Annotated in this window: 21 protein-coding genes, 3 tRNA genes and 1 pseudogene; 10 read left to right on the top strand and 15 right to left on the bottom strand. The window is 46.8% G+C overall.

The features are described from left to right. Nucleotides 1–6: 6 nt before the first annotated feature. The 4 genes from THIAE_RS06720 to THIAE_RS06735 all read right to left on the bottom strand — a co-directional run bounded on the left by THIAE_RS06720 (nt 7) and on the right by THIAE_RS06735 (nt 1,651). The gene (locus THIAE_RS06720) at nt 7–261 is read right to left on the bottom strand and encodes a Txe/YoeB family addiction module toxin (protein WP_006461053.1); all 255 of its coding nucleotides are present in this window, start codon (nt 259–261) and stop codon (nt 7–9) included. Beyond that, complete coding sequence (locus THIAE_RS06725; protein ID WP_006461054.1) at nt 252–509, bottom strand: type II toxin-antitoxin system Phd/YefM family antitoxin; 258 nt, start codon at nt 507–509, stop codon at nt 252–254. Before THIAE_RS06725 ends, THIAE_RS06720 begins: the two co-directional genes overlap by 10 nt. Nucleotides 510–671: 162 nt before the next feature. Beyond that, nucleotides 672–1,208 (bottom strand): DUF3087 domain-containing protein, encoded by a 537-nt coding sequence (locus THIAE_RS06730; RefSeq protein WP_006461055.1) that lies wholly within the window; start codon nt 1,206–1,208, stop codon nt 672–674. 17 nt (nt 1,209–1,225) lie between these two features. After that, nucleotides 1,226–1,651 (bottom strand): FKBP-type peptidyl-prolyl cis-trans isomerase, encoded by a 426-nt coding sequence (locus THIAE_RS06735; protein ID WP_006461056.1) that lies wholly within the window; start codon nt 1,649–1,651, stop codon nt 1,226–1,228. Between the two features lie 76 nt (nt 1,652–1,727). Here THIAE_RS06735 and dnaQ point away from each other — a divergent pair, with 76 nt between their 5' ends. After that, nucleotides 1,728–2,435 (top strand): DNA polymerase III subunit epsilon, encoded by a 708-nt coding sequence (gene dnaQ / locus THIAE_RS06740; RefSeq protein ID WP_006461057.1) that lies wholly within the window; start codon nt 1,728–1,730, stop codon nt 2,433–2,435. Between the two features lie 15 nt (nt 2,436–2,450). On the opposite strand, the gene folD is transcribed toward dnaQ, so the two are convergent. Next, nucleotides 2,451–3,299 (bottom strand): bifunctional methylenetetrahydrofolate dehydrogenase/methenyltetrahydrofolate cyclohydrolase FolD, encoded by an 849-nt coding sequence (gene folD / locus THIAE_RS06745; RefSeq protein ID WP_006461058.1) that lies wholly within the window; start codon nt 3,297–3,299, stop codon nt 2,451–2,453. A gap of 173 nt (nt 3,300–3,472) precedes the next feature. On the opposite strand from folD, the gene THIAE_RS06750 reads away from it, so the two are divergent. From THIAE_RS06750 to THIAE_RS06760, 3 genes are all read left to right on the top strand, one after another. Further along, a tRNA-Pro gene (locus THIAE_RS06750) sits at nt 3,473–3,550 on the top strand. Between the two features lie 48 nt (nt 3,551–3,598). Next, nucleotides 3,599–3,675 (top strand) — tRNA-Arg (locus THIAE_RS06755). A 19-nt stretch (nt 3,676–3,694) separates the two neighbouring features. Then, nucleotides 3,695–3,770 (top strand) — tRNA-His (locus THIAE_RS06760). 24 nt (nt 3,771–3,794) lie between these two features. Here the strand turns inward: THIAE_RS06760 and THIAE_RS06765 are convergent. Further along, nucleotides 3,795–5,081 carry a GGDEF domain-containing response regulator gene (locus tag THIAE_RS06765; RefSeq protein WP_006461059.1) on the bottom strand — a complete coding sequence of 429 codons (1,287 nt, stop codon included), beginning with the start codon at nt 5,079–5,081 and terminating at the stop codon, nt 3,795–3,797. Nucleotides 5,082–5,237: 156 nt separating this feature from the next. On the opposite strand from THIAE_RS06765, the gene recC reads away from it, so the two are divergent. The 3 genes from recC to recD are packed head-to-tail and all read left to right on the top strand — an operon-like array spanning nt 5,238 to nt 13,565. Then, nucleotides 5,238–8,474, top strand: coding sequence for an exodeoxyribonuclease V subunit gamma (recC, locus tag THIAE_RS06770; protein ID WP_006461060.1), 3,237 nt, complete (start codon nt 5,238–5,240; stop codon nt 8,472–8,474). Continuing rightward, on the top strand, nt 8,467–11,970 hold the full coding sequence (recB, locus tag THIAE_RS06775; protein WP_006461061.1) for an exodeoxyribonuclease V subunit beta: 3,504 nt from the start codon (nt 8,467–8,469) through the stop codon (nt 11,968–11,970). Before recC ends, recB begins: the two co-directional genes overlap by 8 nt. Then, nucleotides 11,967–13,565 carry an exodeoxyribonuclease V subunit alpha gene (gene recD / locus THIAE_RS06780; protein WP_006461062.1) on the top strand — a complete coding sequence of 533 codons (1,599 nt, stop codon included), beginning with the start codon at nt 11,967–11,969 and terminating at the stop codon, nt 13,563–13,565. The genes recB and recD overlap by 4 nt, the downstream gene beginning before the upstream one ends. Here the strand turns inward: recD and THIAE_RS06785 are convergent. From THIAE_RS06785 to THIAE_RS11025, 7 genes and pseudogenes are all read right to left on the bottom strand, one after another. Further along, nucleotides 13,545–14,006, bottom strand: a complete 462-nt coding sequence (locus THIAE_RS06785) for a YaiI/YqxD family protein (protein WP_006461063.1) — start codon at nt 14,004–14,006, stop codon at nt 13,545–13,547. The genes recD and THIAE_RS06785 overlap by 21 nt on opposite strands. A 120-nt stretch (nt 14,007–14,126) precedes the next feature. Further along, complete coding sequence (locus tag THIAE_RS06790) at nt 14,127–15,131, bottom strand: YecA family protein (protein WP_006461064.1); 1,005 nt, start codon at nt 15,129–15,131, stop codon at nt 14,127–14,129. A 19-nt stretch (nt 15,132–15,150) separates the two neighbouring features. Beyond that, complete coding sequence (locus tag THIAE_RS06795) at nt 15,151–15,441, bottom strand: helix-turn-helix domain-containing protein (protein ID WP_006461065.1); 291 nt, start codon at nt 15,439–15,441, stop codon at nt 15,151–15,153. Nucleotides 15,442–15,738: 297 nt separating this feature from the next. Beyond that, nucleotides 15,739–15,852: a Fic family protein gene (locus THIAE_RS11020; protein WP_407635187.1), complete on the bottom strand. Its 114-nt coding sequence runs from the start codon at nt 15,850–15,852 to the stop codon at nt 15,739–15,741. Between the two features lie 7 nt (nt 15,853–15,859). Then, nucleotides 15,860–16,222 (bottom strand): type II toxin-antitoxin system PemK/MazF family toxin, encoded by a 363-nt coding sequence (locus THIAE_RS06800; protein ID WP_006461067.1) that lies wholly within the window; start codon nt 16,220–16,222, stop codon nt 15,860–15,862. After that, a complete protein-coding gene (locus tag THIAE_RS06805) occupies nt 16,222–16,464 on the bottom strand; it encodes a ribbon-helix-helix protein, CopG family (RefSeq protein WP_006461068.1) in 243 nt (80 codons plus the stop codon). Before THIAE_RS06805 ends, THIAE_RS06800 begins: the two co-directional genes overlap by 1 nt. 118 nt (nt 16,465–16,582) lie before the next feature. Further along, nucleotides 16,583–16,705: pseudogene (locus THIAE_RS11025) on the bottom strand (transposase); the annotation flags it as partial. 101 nt (nt 16,706–16,806) lie between these two features. On the opposite strand from THIAE_RS11025, the gene THIAE_RS06810 reads away from it, so the two are divergent. The 3 genes from THIAE_RS06810 to THIAE_RS06820 all read left to right on the top strand — a co-directional run bounded on the left by THIAE_RS06810 (nt 16,807) and on the right by THIAE_RS06820 (nt 18,836). Continuing rightward, nucleotides 16,807–17,052 (top strand): type II toxin-antitoxin system Phd/YefM family antitoxin, encoded by a 246-nt coding sequence (locus THIAE_RS06810; protein WP_006461069.1) that lies wholly within the window; start codon nt 16,807–16,809, stop codon nt 17,050–17,052. A gap of 13 nt (nt 17,053–17,065) precedes the next feature. Then, nucleotides 17,066–17,437, top strand: a complete 372-nt coding sequence (locus THIAE_RS06815; protein ID WP_239232451.1) for a type II toxin-antitoxin system VapC family toxin — start codon at nt 17,066–17,068, stop codon at nt 17,435–17,437. Between the two features lie 181 nt (nt 17,438–17,618). Continuing rightward, a complete protein-coding gene (locus THIAE_RS06820; protein ID WP_006461071.1) occupies nt 17,619–18,836 on the top strand; it encodes an IS256 family transposase in 1,218 nt (405 codons plus the stop codon). 12 nt (nt 18,837–18,848) lie between these two features. On the opposite strand, the gene vapC is transcribed toward THIAE_RS06820, so the two are convergent. Both vapC and vapB read right to left on the bottom strand, forming a co-directional pair. Further along, a complete protein-coding gene (gene vapC / locus THIAE_RS06825; protein ID WP_006461072.1) occupies nt 18,849–19,274 on the bottom strand; it encodes a type II toxin-antitoxin system tRNA(fMet)-specific endonuclease VapC in 426 nt (141 codons plus the stop codon). Further along, entirely contained in the window at nt 19,267–19,509 is a 243-nt protein-coding gene (gene vapB / locus THIAE_RS06830; RefSeq protein WP_006461073.1) for a type II toxin-antitoxin system VapB family antitoxin, read from the bottom strand. Before vapB ends, vapC begins: the two co-directional genes overlap by 8 nt. Between the last annotated feature and the right edge of the window lie 64 nt (nt 19,510–19,573).

Raw genomic sequence — 19,573 nt, forward strand, 5'->3', positions numbered from 1 at the left:
TTAAATTTAGTAATGATAGCGAAGTTGAGCAATGAGAAGATCATTCTCCACCAGCTTGTAAACAATGCGGTGCTCTTGGTTAATACGGCGCGACCAATAACTGCTTAATGCATGTTTAAGCGTTTCTGGTTTACCTCGCCCTTCAAAAGGCGTTCGTTGAATTTCATGGATCAGATCATTGATTTTCTTGAGGGTCTTTTTGTCTTGCGTTTGCCAATAAAGATAATCAGACCAAGCATGCTCTGAAAATATTAATCGCATTCAACCAATGCCCGCGCTTGACTCTGTCCACTTTCAAGCTCATGGATCGAATCCATTAAACGCTTGGCATTTTTCGGGCTACGCAGCAAGTAAGCGGTTTCTTCTAGCGCTTGATAGTCCTCAAGTGACATCAAAACGGCTGCACGATCATTTTTTTTGGTGATCACCATCGCTTCATGGTTATCACACACCTGGTTAATACTTTCCGCTAAATGGTTGCGCGCCCAAGAATAGGTAACAGCTTGCATGATTATCAACCCCGCTTGATTAATGACAATATATTGTACAACATTAAACCTTAATCCATTCGTTCATTCAATCGTCAGTGTTAGGCTTAAATTTATGTCAATCTAGAGGAAGCAGCATTAACCGCTGAACGAGTAGTCAGCGGTTGCTTCAAGTGTTTGAGGTTAATTGGTGATGTCTTTTGGTTCACCAACCACGGCTTTCAGTTTGGCAAGATCAAAGGTGGTTTGTTCGATATCCAAACCCAATTCGAGCATTTGCGCTTCCAACTGTTCTTTTTCCGCTTTCAGATCAATCAAGCCACTGGTGTTTTGTTCGAGCGTGTACATCTGGGTCACACCTAGGTGATAAAAACGCAATAGTTTCATCGCTTCGACATCGCCGGCAGCAACCTTTTCTTGCAGTTGGCGCATGGCATTGGTGATGTGCATTAGGCTGCGTTTGAGTTTCCAGCCATACATCGCCTCCGCCATCCACGGCTTATCTTTAAAAAATTTCGCGGTGATCCAAAACACTAACACCAAACCCATTAACGCGCCCATAATTTGAATCGTTAGCGGATTGTGTGGATTATCAAACAGACTATAAAACCCATAGGAGGTACTAAAACCGACTAGAATAAATAACGCCATAATCCGAATGGTCGCATTACGCGTGTTAGTACGATAGACCTTAGGATCAATATCTTGAATCTGAAACATCCTGCCTCCTATTCAACTTATTCAACTGAAACGACTTCGACCTTATAATTTAAGCGTTTGCCGGCTAACGGATGATTACCGTCTAAAAAGACCTTATCGCCAGACACCTTCGTAATTCTAAAGTTAACGATTTCACCATCTGGATCTTCCGTTTGAACTACGCTACCCTCAACCAGCTCAACGGTATCATCAAAGTTCTCCGGGCCTGCCACCACAATCAAGTCATCACGACCTTGACCGTAAGCTTGCTCGGGCTCAATCGTTGTTTTGCCGACAAATCCAGGTTCTTCGCCATCCATAAAGGTTTCTAAACCTTCAATAATCTCTTCTTCACCATGTATATAAACCACAGGTTCAACATCAAACGTTGAGTCTAGTAATTCCCCTTTTTCATCACGTAATTCGTAGTGAAATGTGACCTTTGCACCATTTTTAATTCGCATAAACATTCCTTTGTGTTCTACATAAAATTTTCAGCATGCTAAAATTAACGTTATTTTACTCGATTTGGAATAGACCATGCGCCAGATTATCCTTGATACCGAAACCACCGGCATAGACCCCAAAAAAGGCCATCGTATTATTGAAATTGGCGCGGTGGAAGTCATTGATCGCCGGATTACCGGTGCCTACTACCACCAATACATTCACCCTGAGCGTGAAGTAGAACAAGAAGCAATTGATGTGCATGGCATCACGAATGAATTCTTAACCGACAAACCGCTATTTAAGGCGATTGTTAGCGAGTTTATGGACTTTGTAGCAGGTGCCGAGCTGATTATTCATAATGCCCCTTTTGATGTCGGCTTTATCAATCATGAGCTAAATCTACTGCAACCCAATAGCTGGGGCAAAATCGAAGACCATTGCAAAATTACCGATACGCTTAAAATGGCGCGGCGGATGTATCCCGGCCAACGTGCATCGCTAGACGCACTTTGCAAACGCTTGATGGTTGATAATAGTAACCGCACCCTGCATGGCGCATTACTCGATGCCGAAATCTTGGCGGATGTGTATTTAGCCATGACCGGCGGCCAGGTGAGTTTAAGCCTAAAAAATCAACACGAAGCGCATAGCCATTCGCTAACACAGCAAGTGGCCACTGCGCGTGCGGATATAATTGACCAACTTAAAGTCATTTATCCCAGTGATGATGAACTGGCCGCCCATCAGGCTTATTTAGCACAATTGTCAAAAGAAACCAAAACCGAGATTAATTGGTAACGTTAACCTGCAAAACTATGACGCCTGTGCAACGGCCAAGGTATTTTGTAACAAAGTAGCGATTGTCATCGGACCCACGCCGCCTGGTACAGGTGTAATCCAACTGGCGCGCGCTTTTGCTGATTCAAATTCGACATCACCGCATAAACTACCATCGTCTAAACGGTTAATACCTACATCAATCACAATCGCCCCTGGCTTAATCCAATCACCTTTTACCATGTTAGGAATACCTACCCCCACGACGACCAAGTCAGCTTCCGCAACCTTAGCGGGCAAATCTTTGGTGGCGCTATGACAAATAGTGACTGTAGCGCGCGCATTTAATAATTCAAGCACCATAGGTACACCAACAATATTGGATGCTCCCACGACCACCGCATTTAAGCCGCGCAATTCGATACCGGTTTTTGCCAACATTGTCATTACACCATGAGGTGTACAAGGGGCGAGTTTTGGCATCCGTGTCGCTAAGCGACCTACATTATAAGGATGGAAACCATCAACATCTTTAGCTGGACTAATACGCTCAATCACTGTCTCAGGGTTAATATGATCAGGAAGCGGCAGTTGCACTAAAATGCCATGCACTTCAGGGTTTTCATTAAGCTCGTCAATCAAGGCTAACAAATCCACTTGGGTGGTGCTAGCAGGTAGGTCATACGCAAAGTCGGCAAAACCGACTTCTTTACAGGCATTTTTTTTGTTACGTACATACACCTGAGAAGCAGGGTTTTCACCCACTAAAATCACTGCCAGGCCTGGTGGCAATTGATCTTGCTCTAAACGCTCAGTAACCTGGGCTTTGATTTCTGCGCGCACCTCGGCGGCAATCGCTTTACCATCTAAAATGTTTGCGGACATAGCTTAAAAAACTCCTTCTATTTAATCTGCAAATTATAATAACCGAAATATTACAAAATGAATGCAAAAAAAGCATGGTGGCTAGTTGACAGTATTAAAAGCGGTCTATACAATACGCGCATCTTTTGGCTGATACCAAAAAGGTTTTAAACCTTAGCCCTAAGATGTGTTCTCGGAGTGTGGCGCAGCCTGGCTAGCGCATCTGTTTTGGGTACAGAGGGTCGGGGGTTCGAATCCCTCCACTCCGACCATATTTCGTTTAGTAGAGTCTTTCTAATAAACAGCCCAGGTTCGAATGAGCGCCCATAGCTCAACTGGATAGAGCATCGCCCTTCTAAGGCGAGGGTTGCAGGTTCGAGTCCTGCTGGGCGCACCAATCAACGCCTTATAATATGGTGGTCGTAGCTCAGTTGGTAGAGCCCAGGATTGTGATTCCTGTTGTCGCGGGTTCGATCCCCGTCGATCACCCCATTTTTCCAAGATTTTTCCAGCTAACTAATTATTTACACACTCTAATGCTTCAAACATCTTGTTTTTACCACTTCTCTTTGCTTTATACATAGCTTGATCAGCTTGCTTAACTAAGGTTTGCCCATCAATAGTATCGGATTTAGCATAATAAGCGACGCCAATGCTGGCCGTTACAGCCAAAGGATGTCCATTGAAATAAATAGGTTTAGCAACAGACTCTAATAGTTTTGCAATAAACGTCAGATCTATCTTTTGGTTTGATAAGACATGCTTCAAAATCACAAATTCATCACCGCCGTATCGTGCAAAAATATCCTCACTTTCAATTTGAGTACTTAATCGCAGCGCTAATTGATTTAATAAAAAATCACCTGCCTCATGACCAAGACTATCATTAACTTCTTTAAACCCATCTAAATCAAAAAATAATAGCGCAAGACGTACATCTTTATCAGCGATATCACGCATAGATTTTTCTAAATATTCAGCAAAATAAATGCGATTAGGCAAACCCGTTAAACCATCATAATAAGCCAATCTATCCAGTTTAAGCTCAGCAACTTTTTGTTCTGAGATATCTAACATAGAGCCCACAACCTTACCATGGCGTATATTCGATTTAGGTTTAACTCGCTGCCTTACCCACCTAACCGCTTGGTTAACAACTAATCGATGCTCAAGCTCTAATAACTCTTTACCTTCAGCAATATTTTCCCAAAACAATTTAAAGATTTTAAGATCATCAGCGTGAATTAGACGCTCAAAACGCTCAACATCAATATTAAGACTACCTTCTAATCCAAGCATTCTTGCTGCTTGCGCTGATAACTCCAATTCAGCTGATGAACAATCTAAAACCCAATGACCTAAATTTGCGACCGACTCGGCTTCCTCTAAAAAGGTTAAAGCCTGTTGTAATTGAAGTTGAAACGTATTTCTTGCCAACAAATTATCAATCCGCAACTCTAATAATCTTAGGCTGAATGGTTTGGTAATGAAATCATCAGCACCATACTCTAAACCTTTTACATGAGTGGCTTCACTGTTATCAGCCGTTACAAGCACAATAGCCATTACCTGCCCCCACTCTAATTCTCTAATGGTTTTGAGTAAAGTTAATCCATCCATGTCAGGCATCATGACATCTAGCAAAATTAATTCTGGTTTTAACGACTCAATAAGCTCAAGCGCATCTTTAGCCGAACCAGCCACATAAAGCTCAAAACGTTTATTCAATGTTTTTGCTAAGATGCTAAGCATTGCGGGCTCATCATCAACAATTAAAATTTTTGCTCGCTTGGTATTATTCATCAGCCTGGTTACACTCTAAGAGTTTAGTAGGATGCTCAAAACTCAACCAACTATCGGTCAATTGATAGTCTTAAGTTTTTACACTAAGCACACTTTATAGGTATTAAGTTTAAAGTAATACTTCTTACAAAAAAATAAAAATTATCAAGGCTGAAGATGTTTACCCTCCACACCTCGAATAAAACTGAAAATCTGCTGGCACATCTGAATAAGGTGTTAGAAATGCAACCCTTATCCAGCCCGTTTGCCCGCGACGTGTTTTTAATTCAATCGCAAGGCATGGAGCGTTGGTTATCGCAACGGCTGGCGGATGCGTTCGGCGTTTGCGCGAACGTAGATTTTCTGTTTCCGGGCAAGTTTTACAATCAAATTGCGCAAGCGATTGATCCCACACTTGCAAGTGATTTTTTTGAGCGCGAACAGCTAATGTGGCGTCTTGACGCGCGCTTACGTGATCTCAGCCATGCCGATTTGGCGCCGTTACAAACCTATTTACAAGGCGAGCAGTTGGCGATTAAACGCTTTGGTTTGGCGCAACAACTGGCGCAGGTGTATGACCAATATGAACTGATGCGCTTGGATTTATTGGATCGCTGGCAAGCCGGCCAAACCTTCACAACCCATCCGGCAGAAATCTGGCAACGGCGTTTGTGGTTGGATTTAATCATTGACACCGAACAACCGCACCGTGGCCAGGCCTGGTTACGAGTGATTGAGCGCCTAAAAAATACCGAACCCAACAACAGCGCCTTTGCCCTGCCGGAACGGATTTCGGTCTTTGGTTTAACCACCATGCCACCGCTGTTATTGGATTTTCTGCACGCACTGGCGCGGCATACTCAGGTGCATTTGTATTTAATGCAGCCGTGTCAACATTATTGGGGCGACATTCGCTCCGGCAAACAAATGCGCATCGAACGGCTGCAAGCCGAACAACTGGAACAGATTGGCGACATCAGTCATCCGCTGTTATCGCTGCTCGGGCAACAAGGGCGTGAGTTTCAACAGATGATTTTGGAGCGCGGCGAACTCGACTGGGAGTTTGACAGTTTTGAACCTTTTGGCGATGCAAGCGATGATGCGTGCGACGATTCAACCCCGCGCTCGGCACTGGTGCAATTGCAAAACAGTCTGCTTGAAGGTCAACACACCGATAAAATCGCGGTGCAAGACAACTCGATTCAACTGGTCAGTTGCCACAGCCCGATGCGCGAACTCGAAGTGCTTAAAGACGCGCTCTTAAAGCAACTCGACCAAGATCCAAGCTTAGAACTGCGCGATATTTTGGTGATGGCGCCTGACATTTCGGTGTACGAACCCTTTATCTCAGCGGTGTTTGATAGCGCTTCGTCATCACAACCCACGTTTCGCTACGCCATTGCCGACCGCAGTTTGCGCTCGTCAAACGAACTGCTCGATACCTTAATTAACCTGCTGAACCTATTATCAAGCCGATTTGAATGGCACGCGGTGTTGGATATTTTAGAGCGCGAAGCGGTGTACCCCAACTTTGATTTGGACGCCGACAGCCTCGCCTATATTCGCCGTTGGGTCGAACAAACCCATATCCGCTGGGGACGCGATAGCGCGCATCGCCAACAACTGCAATTGCCGGCTTTGGAACAAAACACTTGGCACGCTGGCTTAAACCAAATGATGTGGGGTTTTGTTAAACAAGGTACCGGTTTGGAAATCGAAGGTTCCGCCGCGCAAGCACTCGGCGGCTTGGATGCGTTTGTGCGCGAAGTGTTGTTTGACTATGCCGAGCGTACTAGTAAACCGTTAAGTTTGCAGGCCTGGTCAGCATTGTTACTCAATCTAATCGACAAAACCCTGCAAGACAATGCCTACCAACAACTCATGCCCTTGCGTGACATGCTGCAACGCTTGGCGCAGATGCCGAGCAACGAAAGCTATCCGCTCAGTGTGATTGTACGCTGGCTGGATTTGGCGGCGGGTGAACACAAAACCTCACAAGGCTTTTTAGCCGGACAACTGACCTTCTGCTCGATGCTGCCGATGCGCTCGATTCCGTTCAAGATGATTGCGATTTTAGGCTTGAATGACGGTGATTTCCCCAAAATCGACCGCCATCCAAGTTTTGACTTAATGGGCTTGGCGGGACAATTTCGTCAGGGCGACCGTTCTGCACGCCGCGACGACCGCTATCAATTTCTCGACGCGATTTTATCTGCCCGTCAAACCTTGTATTTGAGTTACGTCGGACAATCGATAAAAACCAATGACGATTTACCGCCGTCGGTGGTGGTGAGTGAATTACGCGATGTGCTGGCGCTTACCCCGCTCAAACAACCGCTAAACGGCTTTTCGCAAACCTATTTTACTTCAGAGTCATTGCCCAAGGCTTTGCGAACCTACCAACCGCGCGCTGCGCGGATTGCGCAGGCGTTTGCGCTCAGTCAACGCTTTAAACACGCCCCACGCTGGTGGCAAGGCGCGATTGACGCTCAAAACTCGGATGAATCCGGCTCAGCAGGCCTGCTTATCGAGGAACTGGTGCGCTTTGCCGGTGACCCGCCGTTGTATTTTATGCAAAACGTCATCGGCATACGCTTTGATGAAGTGGCCCAACAACAAAGCGCCAGCGAACCCTTTGCGCTCGATGGTTTAGAAAACTATCATCTCAATCAACGCTTACTGGCCGCCAAACTCAAAGGCGATGCGCAACTCAACGCGCTTATCGAACGCCTGCAACACTCCGGCGAATGGTTATCCGGTCAGTTTGGTGACATAAAACTCGACGAACAACTTCGCGGTTTGCAGGCCATCGCTGCATTGATTGAAAATACGCTAACGCAAATCGGCGAGGCGCAACCGGCCGACTGGTTAGAACTCGATTTGACCGCCGGACGCCTAAACGGCTGGCGTCACCATCACGCCAATGGTCAGTTGCATTATCGCTACAGCAAACTTAAACCGAAGGATTACCTGCAGGCCTGGTTATGGCACCTAACCGGCGATCAACCGACTTGGTTAATTGGTTTGGACAAAGACAATAAGCCACAAGCCTATGAGTTTGCGCCGCTCGACCAAACCGAACGCATGGCGCAGTTGAACAACTGGTTACAAACCTACCAACACAACTTAACCGAACCCTCGGCACTCATTCTGGAAGCGGCCTGGGCATACGTCAGTGCCAAGAAACCAGAAAACGCTGAACGCGATGCGCTTAAAGCGATCTGCGACAAAGTGGAAGGCACCAAAGATTGGGCTAGCAACACCAGCCGTCCACCCAAAGCGGAAATCGCCTTGCTGTACCAAGGCATCATGGTCGATGAACTCTACAGCGACGCATTTTTAACCCTCACCGAACAACTCATCACGCCGATCTGGCAAGCGCTGAACGACAAGGAGACGTCTGCAAATGACTAATAGATCACCCACCCTTGCGCCGTTTCATGTTCTAAACCATCCGCTAATCCCCGGATCGTGCCTGATTGAAGCCAGTGCCGGCACCGGCAAAACCTTCTCGATTGCGTTTTTGGTGTTGCGCTTGGTAGTGGAAAAAGCGCTGCCGATTGAACAGATTTTGATTGTGACCTTTACCGATGCCGCCACCCAAGAGCTGCGCGAACGCGTGCGCCAGCGCTTGGTGGAAGCGAAAAATGCGCTGAACGGCGCAACCAGTGAAGACAAACTGCTCAATGACTGGCTGACTCAATTGGCATCCCAAGTGCCACACGCCGACGCCCAAGCGCGTTTGGTGCAAGCCTTAGCGAACATCGACCAAGCCAGCATTTCGACTATTCATGGATTTTGTCAAAAAATCCTCACCGAATACCCGCTGGAAAGCGAACAGGCGTTTGGGCAAACCCTCACCACCGATATGACTGGCCTTTACGATGAATTGGTCGCCGATTTTTGGCGCCAAACCGTTTACGAGCGTTCTAAAGAGCAGGTGGCGTTGATCTTAGCGGCGTTACCTTCACCGAAACACTTACATCAACTCGTAAAGCAGATTAAACAACCGGGCTTGCGTATTACGCCCAGCCTTGACGATCTGGATACACTGATGCCCGAACTGCTCGCGCACCAGCAGGCCTGGCAAGATTGGCTTACGCAAACGCAACCGAAAATCGACGCCTTTATCGCCGAGGCACAAGCACAAAACTGGATTAATGCGCGCAGTTTAGGCGCGCTGGCTGGGCATCAAGCTAATTTCACCCACGACCCGCTCACGCTGCTTGATTATTTGGCGAAAGGTACGCCCTTTAACAAACAAGGTAAACCCGCCGCGGCTGAATTCGTTGCCCAGATTCATCCCGGCGATACCCTGCTCACCAACCAAACGCAATTACATCAGCAACTCAAAATCGCTTTGCAATCGGCGTTTGCCGCGCACTTTCATCAGCAACTCAGCGTCAAACTGCAAGCGCAAAACCTCATGAGTTTTGACGATCTCATTCAACGCTTGTATCAGGCTTTGCAACAACCGCAAGCGAGCACGCTAATCAAAAGGGTGCGTAGCGGCTATCAAGCAGCGCTGATTGACGAATTCCAAGATACCGACCAATGGCAATGGGGCATTTTTTCCGCGCTGTTTAATCAAAGCACACAGACCCTTCAAAACCCGCAAACCGAACCCGCGTATTTGTTTTTAATCGGCGACCCCAAACAAGCGATTTACAAATTCCGTGGCGCCGATATTCACGCCTATTTTGCCGCCGCAAGCCAATGCCAAGCGCATTACACCCTGGACACCAATTGGCGCTCCCAACCAAATTTAGTACAAGCTGTGAATCAGGTGTTTAACGTGGACAACCCGTTTCGATTTGACGCACTGCATTTTCAACCGGTCAACGCTGGCGTCAATTCTGACCCACAACTTTCCGCGCAACCGGCGTGGCATTGGCTTACCCTTCCCGATAAAGACGATGGCAAACCCTGGGAAAATAAGTACGCCGAGCCACTCATTCAACAAAATCTACTCGCTGAAATCAGCGACATGTTGCAACATCACGGCGTGCAACCAAAACAAATCGCGATTTTGGTGCGCGCCAATCATCGTGCTGACGCCTATCGTCAAGCGCTCGCCAAACTCGGCATTCCGGCGGTGATTAAAAGTCGCCAATCCATTTATCAAACCGCACAAGCCGAACAACTTTATCGGGTGATGGCCGCGATGTTACAGCCCAACGACAGCCGCCTGATTAAGCCGTTATTGGCACTGGATTGGTTTGGTTTAAACAGCGAACAGGTGTATAGGATTCTGCACAGCGATGCCCTTGAACACTGGTTTGAGCTGATGCAACAGCTCAATCAACTTTGGCACAAAACCTCGTTTATCGCTGCACTCTATGCACTACTGGAACAGCAACAGGTGTTTGAACATTTAACGAAATTTAATGATGCAGAACGGCGCATTGCTAATATCCAACAGCTGGCGGAAATCCTGCAAACTGAAATCCATCAGCGCCATCTGACCCCCGCCAAAACCCTTGGTTTTTTGGCGCATCAGCTCACCGAGCCGGATGGTTCCGATGCCACAATTGTGCGCCTTGACCGCGATGACGAAGCCTTGCAAATCGTCACCGTTCACGCCGCCAAAGGCTTAGAATACGACTATGTATTCTGTCCGGATTTATGGCAAGCCAAAGACCCGGAAAAAAACCCGAAAGACCCGGTACGCGTGTATCAAAATGGAGAATGGCTATTGGATTTGGGTTCCGAGCAATTTACGCAACACCATTATCAAGCCTATCAAGAACAACAAGCCGAAGACTTGCGTCTGGCCTATGTCGCACTGACCCGCGCCAAAACCCGCAACACAGTGGTGACCGGTGAAAACCTAAAAGGCTTTGACCTTTCGCCACTGGGGTATTTGCAACAACAGCCATCGCGCGCTGAACGCCATGACAGCCTGTTTACCCGCCGCGAACTCGCGCTACATGCACAGCCGCAGGTCTATCAACCGCCAAGTGCACCACGCGATTACCAGGCCTGCTTAATGCAACGCACTTCGGTCGATACGCGTTATCGACTGTTTAGCTTTACCGGTTTAGTCAAAGCCGGTCACAGTGCCGCCAGCACGCCTTCTGCACAACTGGAAGCCGTTAACGAAACCCCGACCGATAAGGCACAAGAAAACCTGCAGCCTCAGGAAGCGACGGCGATCGATGCGTTCGATAAAGAACGCGATATCGCACGCGGAGCGGACTTTGGTAATCTGGTGCATGACCTATTGGAACAGCAGAATTTTGCGCAACTGGCGCAAGGCGTTGATCCCGAATTTCGTCAAGCGCTGTGCCAAAAATACGGGCTTAAACTCAATCCTAACCAACAACTTGCGCTAGATAACTTAATGCAACGCATCGTCACCACGCCGCTGCGCAGCGATCAACCCGATTTAACGCTATCGCAACTGCCCAGCAACAAGGTGCTGAAAGAAATGGCGTTTTACTATGCGCTCGCGCCCAGCTCGACCTTGCAACTGAATCAGGCCATGCCCAACGATGTGCCGTTTTTACCGATCAAAGCGCAACAACTGGCCGGCTATCTGAACGGTTTTATCGATTTGGTGTTCGAGCATCAGGGACAATTTTATCTGCTCGATTACAAAACCAACTACCTCGGTTCCGACCCGAACGACTACACCTCAGATCGGCTGTTTGCAGAAATGCAGCATCACAGTTACGGCTTGCAATTTATGCTCTATTGTTTAGCGCTGCATCAGTATTTAAGCCATCGCCTGCCCGACTACGATTACGAACGCCACTTTGCCGGCGTGGTGTATGGTTTTGTGCGCGGCATGAACGGTGAAAACGCCGACACCGGCGTATATCACTATCGCCCAAAACTGGCCGACCTTGAACGCTTAGAAGCGTGCTTAAGCCCACAACACGCGCCATTACAGGGAGATGCATCATGACTCTTCAACAACCCACCTCGTTTTTAGATCATCGGTTAGCGGCGTTTTTTGCGCCGAACAACCCCGAGCTGGCGCAAATCATTAAACAGCTGTCGCGCGCGCTCAGTGAAGGTCACAGTTGCATTCAACTCGATGCTGACCAACAAACCATCATTCGCAACAATCCGAGCGAAGCTTGGGTGCTGGATGACGATTTGCTCTATTTCAGCCGCTACCATCAATACGAAACCCAACTGGCACAACAACTAAAACGCAAAGCCGCCCCCACCGAGCCGCTTGGCTTAGACGCGCAAAGTCTCCACGCGCTGTTTAACGACCCGTTGCAGCAACAAGCCGCTGAATTGGCACTGACCAAACAACTCGCGCTGATTACCGGCGGCCCTGGCACCGGCAAAACCACTACCGTGGTCAAAATTCTCGCCCTACTCATGCAACAGCACCCGCACGCCACTTTTGCGCTGGCCGCGCCGACCGGCAAAGCGGCGATGCGACTGCAAGAATCGATTGCCAATAGCAAAGCGCAACTGACCGATTTGTTTCCAGCCGACCTGCTAGACAAGATTCCGCACCAAGTTAGTACCCTGCATCGTCTGCTGGGCGCACGACCGCTGACGCCAGAATTTAAACATCATGCCGAAAACCCACTCAGTCACGATGTGCTGGTGGTCGATGAAGCCTCGATGATTGATTTGGCGCTGATGAGTAAATTGGTCAATGCCCTTAAACCGAATGCCAAACTCATTCTGCTCGGCGATAAAGATCAACTCACCTCGGTCGAATCCGGTGCGGTGCTGTCCGACTGTTACCGCGCCTTAGCCGATAATCGGGTCGAACTGCAAACCACCTACCGCTTTAACGAACAGATCAAAAAACTGGCACACGCGGTCAATCAACAGGACGCAGAAAAAGTATTGATACTGTGCAAAGAAGCCGAAAAAGCCGACAGCCAAGCGGTCATTGGGTTAAAAAACGTGCAAAAAGCCAGCGAGCTGAGCGGCTTTATTCAACGCCATTACCGCGCCTATTTTGATCAGGTCACCCAAGTTCAAACCGAACAAGACATTCTCGCGCTGTTTCAAACCTTTAACCAATTTAAAATTCTCAGCGCGACGCGTGAAGGCGAATTTGGTTTAAGTGCGTTTAATCAGCTTGCGCAACCAGGCCTGGTGACCACGCAATGGTACGCCGGACGTCCGGTAATGATTGACAAAAACGACCCGAGCACCGGCTTATACAACGGCGACATCGGCTTGTGTTTGCCGAATATTCACGCGCCGAACAGCGACCAATTGAAAGTGTATTTTCTGCTCGCCGACCAGCTGCGAGCATTTGTGCCGAGTCGCTTACCCAGCCATCAAACCGCGTTTGCGATGACGATTCACAAAAGCCAAGGCTCGGAATTTGCCCACGTAATGATTGCACTGGGCAACCAGCTCAACAGCCAAACCGAATCCTTAGTAACCAAAGAACTGCTCTACACCGCCATCACCCGCGCCAAAAGCCAAGTGACACTGGTCGCCAGTGACAGCGTCGTGAAGCAATGCGTCAGCAACGCGATAGAGCGCCACAGTGGTTTAGCGCGGCGTTTGACGTGACTTTTGCTGTAACCAGCGATCAAGCTGATTCGCAAAGGCTTGCCGGTCAGCTTGATTAAAGCTCGCTGGCCCACCGGTTTGAATCCCGCTTGAGCGCAGGTTCTCCATAAAATCACGCATAGTTAAACGCGCCTTAATATTGCTTTCTGTGTAGAGTTCACCGCGCGGATTCAACGCCAAACCGCCTTTGGCAATCACCTCGGCCGCCAAGGGAATATCCGCCGTAATCACCAAATCGCCGGCAGACAGTGCTTGCACAATATGATTGTCGGCCACATCAAAGCCTTTAGGCACTTGAATCAAACGAATATAGGGGCTACCTGCGATAGCCATCGCATGATTGGCAACTAAAGTCACCGAGGTTTCAGTGCGCTTCGCTGCTTTAAATATGATTTCTTTAATGACCGCCGGACAGGCGTCTGCATCCACCCAAATTTGCATAGTGTTCACTTTTTATTATTACGGCATGACTACCGAGAGCTAAAAATCATAACTCTAGCCAAGCAAGTACTCTTGATTAGCCATCCAAACCTAACTCATCCTGCGCATAGGATACCCTGATTATGCGTTAATGCTAAATTGAAAAGTTTGCTTTAACAACGGCTGTAGCTGAACCACCCTGGCAACCGGTTCAGCATCTTTATAACGCCTTGGGTCAATGATCACAAACCCCCAAAACTGTAAAAATCGTACCATAAACCGTGATTCGATAAGCAGGCTTAAACACTCTTCTGGCGAGAAGTAACCATCCGTAGGGAATTTCGTTAATAAATCGGGAAAAGCCGTCATTACTTCTTCAGTCAACTGATCTACACTCTTGTGGCTCTGAATGCGCCACAACATAAAAACCCAAATGAGTCGCAGGTCGATATCGTATTCAAAACCATCGAAGTAGCCCCAGTTATATTGACTAACAGCGGCTTCTAACATAGGTTTAAAAAATGCCTGTAAACCTGATTTTTGATACTGTTTTTGCGCGGCCTTTTTTATATGGTAGCGACCACTACGTTGATAAATAATGCCGCTAATTTCTGCTAACACCCTCGTGTAGTGCAAGGCATTAAATTTATCTTCGTTACTGCCTGCAAACTCACTGATACTGATGTCATCTTCAAATTGAGCAACTGAAAATTCAGATAATAACTCACTCGCCTGTTTAACCAACTTTGCCGGTAAATTGCCTTTAGTTGTGGCTTTAAACGACCCGTCTTGCGTCATCGCTTCATCAAGAATAAGGCCGAGATAACGCATCACAGGGCTGGCACCAAGCTCATCTGGTGTGCTGATTGTCACCCACTGTAATTCATCAAAAGGCGCATAAAGCCAGTTAGCCATTTGTGTTGGCGTCACGCCACAAAAATCAGATTGTGGTTGATTATTTCGATCTTTCATTTGGTGTTGCAAAGCGAAATTAAGTTCATCAATACTCAAATTTGGACTCATGGCCAGCATGGCTTCTACCTCATCCATAACTTGGGCATGTTGCTTGGATACGCTGTTCATACAACAACGTTTAAATTTTTTACCGCTGCCACAGTGGCAAGGATCGTTACGACCGAGCTTCATGGTTATCCCTTACATGGGTTTAAAAGGCATCTTTTAGCACCTCATCAATGCTAAAGGGCATGGTGGTGCGCGCTATGTTAGATTGTGTGAGTTGATAGAGTCTGTCTAGCGAATCGAGGGTCTGCCAAAGCAACAACAATTGGCGAAATGAAATTTTCCCAGTCAGCTCAAACTTCTTAATCGTAGCCGCAGGTACGCAGCTTCGCTCTGCCAATGCCGCGCGTGACAGTTTGGCTTGCTGGCGTAACCCACGCAAATAAGCCGCATAAGCTTGGCTTACATCGGTATCATCAAGTAAGGTAAGATTCATCCGCAACGACCTATTGGATACAGTTGTGTCTTTTATATAGATTAAAGGCCATAAATAGCTACTATTGTATCCATTTTAAACGGCCACACCTCAAACGACAGGCTATGCTCAATCGGGATGCTGTTTTTGACATAACGAAACGGCAAACTAAACCAACCCAAATTATTGCAAAAAATCAAATTAACAATAACTAACCCACCGCCAACTTTGCAGCTTGCTCAACAATCCGCGCAATGCCGCTGATTAGGTTACCCAATTCTGTAGCTACTGTGTTTTGTAGGTCGGTTGATTTCGTCATTATTCTCCTTTGCTGTCGGCTACTACTGGCACGGTTTGATACTTTTGTTTCGGGCTACTGGGCTTGTCCGGTAAGGTCATGGTTAGCAGGCCTGCTAACGCCTGCCGACAAATTTCACCCTCAGTTCAAAAAACCCAATACTTGCTTTATATTGTGCTCTATTCGCTGCATTTCATTGGGTGTTAACAGCGTTAAGCAATCAGACGTGATTCTGCAAATATCTAAGGCTCGGATCTGGTCGCAGAGTACATCCGATGCTTTGTGCAACCGATCTCTCGATTGCAATCGAAACCGTAATGGCTCGGCATGGTCTATCAAACTGGTACTCAAGGGTAATACAATCACGGTTGGGTGAGGGAGTTCATTAAGCCAGTTGTTTTGCAAAACCAATACCGGTCGCACTTTTCCCGGCTCATTACCTTTTGATGGATTTAAGTTGGCGAGATAAACACCGCCGCGCAGTAGTTGTGGTGCCTCCATCATCACAAGCCTTTTAATCCATCATTGACTGTTGCGTCCCAGTCGTCTAGTTCTTCCTGCGTCTGTGCCCGCACTTTTTGCGCGGCCGCTTGCATTTTGGCCTTTAACAAAGTCTGCTCTTGTTGCTGACGGAAACGCTCAACCGCTTGACGAATCAGCTCACTTTTAGACAGGTGCAACTGCCCCGCTAAATCAACCAGATTTTGCGCAAACTCATCAGATGCTTTAATCGTAATCGTCTTCATAGTCACTCCCTCTAGAAGCCTTGGTAATACTTTAGTAACACCAGTATAGCAACACTCGTTAAAACCGACAACGCTAACACCGCAAAGTGTGACCTATCAAAATTTTGCGGATGGTCGGTTAGTACTTGGGAACACATTTTTTCAAGCCGTTCCACTTGTAGAGCAAATTCGTTCTAACCCCTAAAGATTGCGTGGCTTCAGCTACACTGTATCCCTGCTCAGTGACTAAGGTGACGGCTTCTTTATTAAATTCTGTTTAATTTTTAGCTTTTAACTTTTGGAGATAAAGGGTTTGATTGATGTTATTGTTTGTACATTAATATGTACGTAAAGGTATGCGAGATGAATGTAAGCATTTCAGAATTTCGTCAACATTTGCCACAGTACTTGAAACAAGTTCAACAGGGCAAAGAAATTCAAATTGCTAATCGTGGCAAAGTGATTGCACGATTAGTTCCTGATGAACAGGTTGCTAAACAACAAAAGGCCTTAGAAAAACTGCTTGCTTGGCAGAAGCACATAACTATGGACGATGTTGTTAATACAAGTGATCTAGCAACATGGAGTCACGATAAAGATAATCTGTGACACACACGTATTAATTTTTTGGGCCTCAAGTCCTGAAAAACTAACAGATAAGGCCAATCAGCTTATTCGACTAGGGCTTACCAAAGGCACTTTGGCCTGTTCAGATATCAGTCTTTGGGAAATGGCGATGCTAATAGACAAAAACCGTTTGTGTCTACCAACGACGATTAAAGCCAGCGAGTATATCCAAACGATAATCGATGCAATGAATTTAAGGGTATTACCCATTACGGCAGAAGTGGCTGAATTAGCGCAACTCGACGATTTTGTGCATGGTGATACGGCTGACCGATTAGTTGCAGCGACCACACTTGCAAACAATGGCACATTGATTACAGCTGATGCCAAGTTACATAAAGTAAAACGCCTAAAATGTGAGTGGTAAAACATTATTTTCAAGCCACAAAAAAGCCCGCGGAAGCGGGCTTGGGTATATGGTGGAGCTGGGTGGATTAGAACCGCTTTTAAATAGAGGGTTTCAATTTATTTTTTCGTTAAACTTAGAGCCTGTAAATTAAATTGTGTAAACGCTCATAGTTTAAAATCCCCCAAAAAGGAAAAATACTATGAGCCAATTCGATCAAGAAAAACTTAAAGCCATGGCTGCTGAGCTGGCCAAAGACGTTAAAACCCAAGCCGACTTATCTCAACTTTCCGCCGCACTGCTCAAAATGACCGTAGAAGCGGCTCTCGGCGCTGAGATGGAAGCTCACCTAGGCTATGCCAAACATCAGCCATCCGAGGGTGCTAACAGTCGTAATGGCTATTCCACCAAAACCCTCAAGGGCGACCATGGTGAGGTTGATATTAGCGTACCGCGAGACCGCGAAAGCACCTTTGAGCCCGTTATGGTGAAAAAGGGTCAGACGCGCTTGACCAGCATGGATGACCAAATTCTCGCCCTCTATGCCAAAGGCATGACCACCCGTGATATCGTCGCGACCTTTCAAGAGATGTATGGCGCGGAGGTTTCGCCCACACTCATCTCAAAAGTCACCGAAGCGGTGATGGAAAAGGTCACCCTTTGGCGTTCCCGTCCGCTCGATGAGGTTTATCCGGTGCTCTATCTCGACGGCATTGTGATCAAAGTCCGTCAAGACAAGCAGATCGTCAGAAAAACCATGTACGTCGCACTCGGCATCAACCTCTCTGGTCAAAAAGAATGCTTAGGGCTATGGCTGTCAGAAACCGAATCTTCCAAGTTCTGGTTAAGCGTATTGAATGACATTCACGCCCGTGGCGTGAAAGACATTCTTATCGCCTCGGTCGACGGTTTAACCGGTTTTCCCGAAGCGATTAGTGCTGTGTACCCTAAAACCGATGTGCAACTGTGTATTGTTCACATGGTGCGCAATTCACTCAAATACGTCGGCTACAAAGAGCGCAAGGCGGTAGCCACTGACCTCAAGCAGATTTACCAATCCGTTACAGAGGAAGAGGCTCTATTGGCGCTGGAGCAGTTCGAGACGAAATGGGATGCCAAATTCCCCAGTATCAGCCGTTCCTGGCGCAATCATTGGGACAATATCGCCACGGTATTCCAATACTCGCAGGCGATTCGTAAGGTGATTTACACCACCAATGCCATTGAATCCTTGAACTCAGTGATTCGCAAGGCGATTAAAAATCGCAAACTATTCAGTCATGACAATTCGGCCTTTAAAATCATCTTTCTGGCGATTGAATCAGCCTCAAAGAAATGGACGATGCCAATTCGTGACTGGAATGCAGCAATGAACCAGTTTATGATTCTGCATGAAGAACGCTTGCAAGCATATGTTTAACCCAACGAGCGTTTACACAGAATTATTTACAGGCTCTAAACTTATCCAGTTCTGCAATCTCAATCCTTCAACTCGCTCAAATTCTTTCATGTTGTTGGTGACTAAAATTGTACCAAGGCTTCTTGCATGACCAGCAATGTGAAGATCATTCACTCCAATAGTCGTTCCGGTAAGTTCAAGTTCGGCACGAATTTCACCGTAATGAGCGGCTGCTTTTGGGTCATATTCTATAACGTCTAATCGACTACAAAAATCTTCCACAGCTTGCAGGTTTTTGCTCGTATGTTGGCTTTTTTCTACGCCGTGTAAAAGTTCAGCAAGTGTAATCGATGAAATAGCCAAATGCCCAGCCGCTTCATTAAACCTGCTTAGCACTTCAATCGGGCGACGTTTAATCACATAAATGCAGATATTTGTATCCAGCAAATATTTAATCATCGAAAGATTCTCTGGGTGTTTCAGTTTGTTCGGCACGTTCGTTTAAAAAATCGTCAGTCACAGATGTTGTCGGAGATAAGAAAAAACTATCCCAGGTATTTTCAACCGGCGTGATGATGCGCTCTTTACCCTGTTTTCTAACAAATACCTTTTTGACTGAAGATTCAAACCGAACAGCTACAGGTAAGCGTACTGCTTGAGTTTTGTTGTTTTCAAAAACCGTCGCTGTAATCATTTGAGCCTCCTTTTGTATATAGGTTTAGTATATAGAAGGTTTTGTTGAAATTCTACCTAGATAA

Origin of the sequence: Thiomicrospira aerophila AL3 (assembly GCF_000227665.2) — a bacterium.
Classification (GTDB): domain Bacteria; phylum Pseudomonadota; class Gammaproteobacteria; order Thiomicrospirales; family Thiomicrospiraceae; genus Thiomicrospira; species Thiomicrospira aerophila.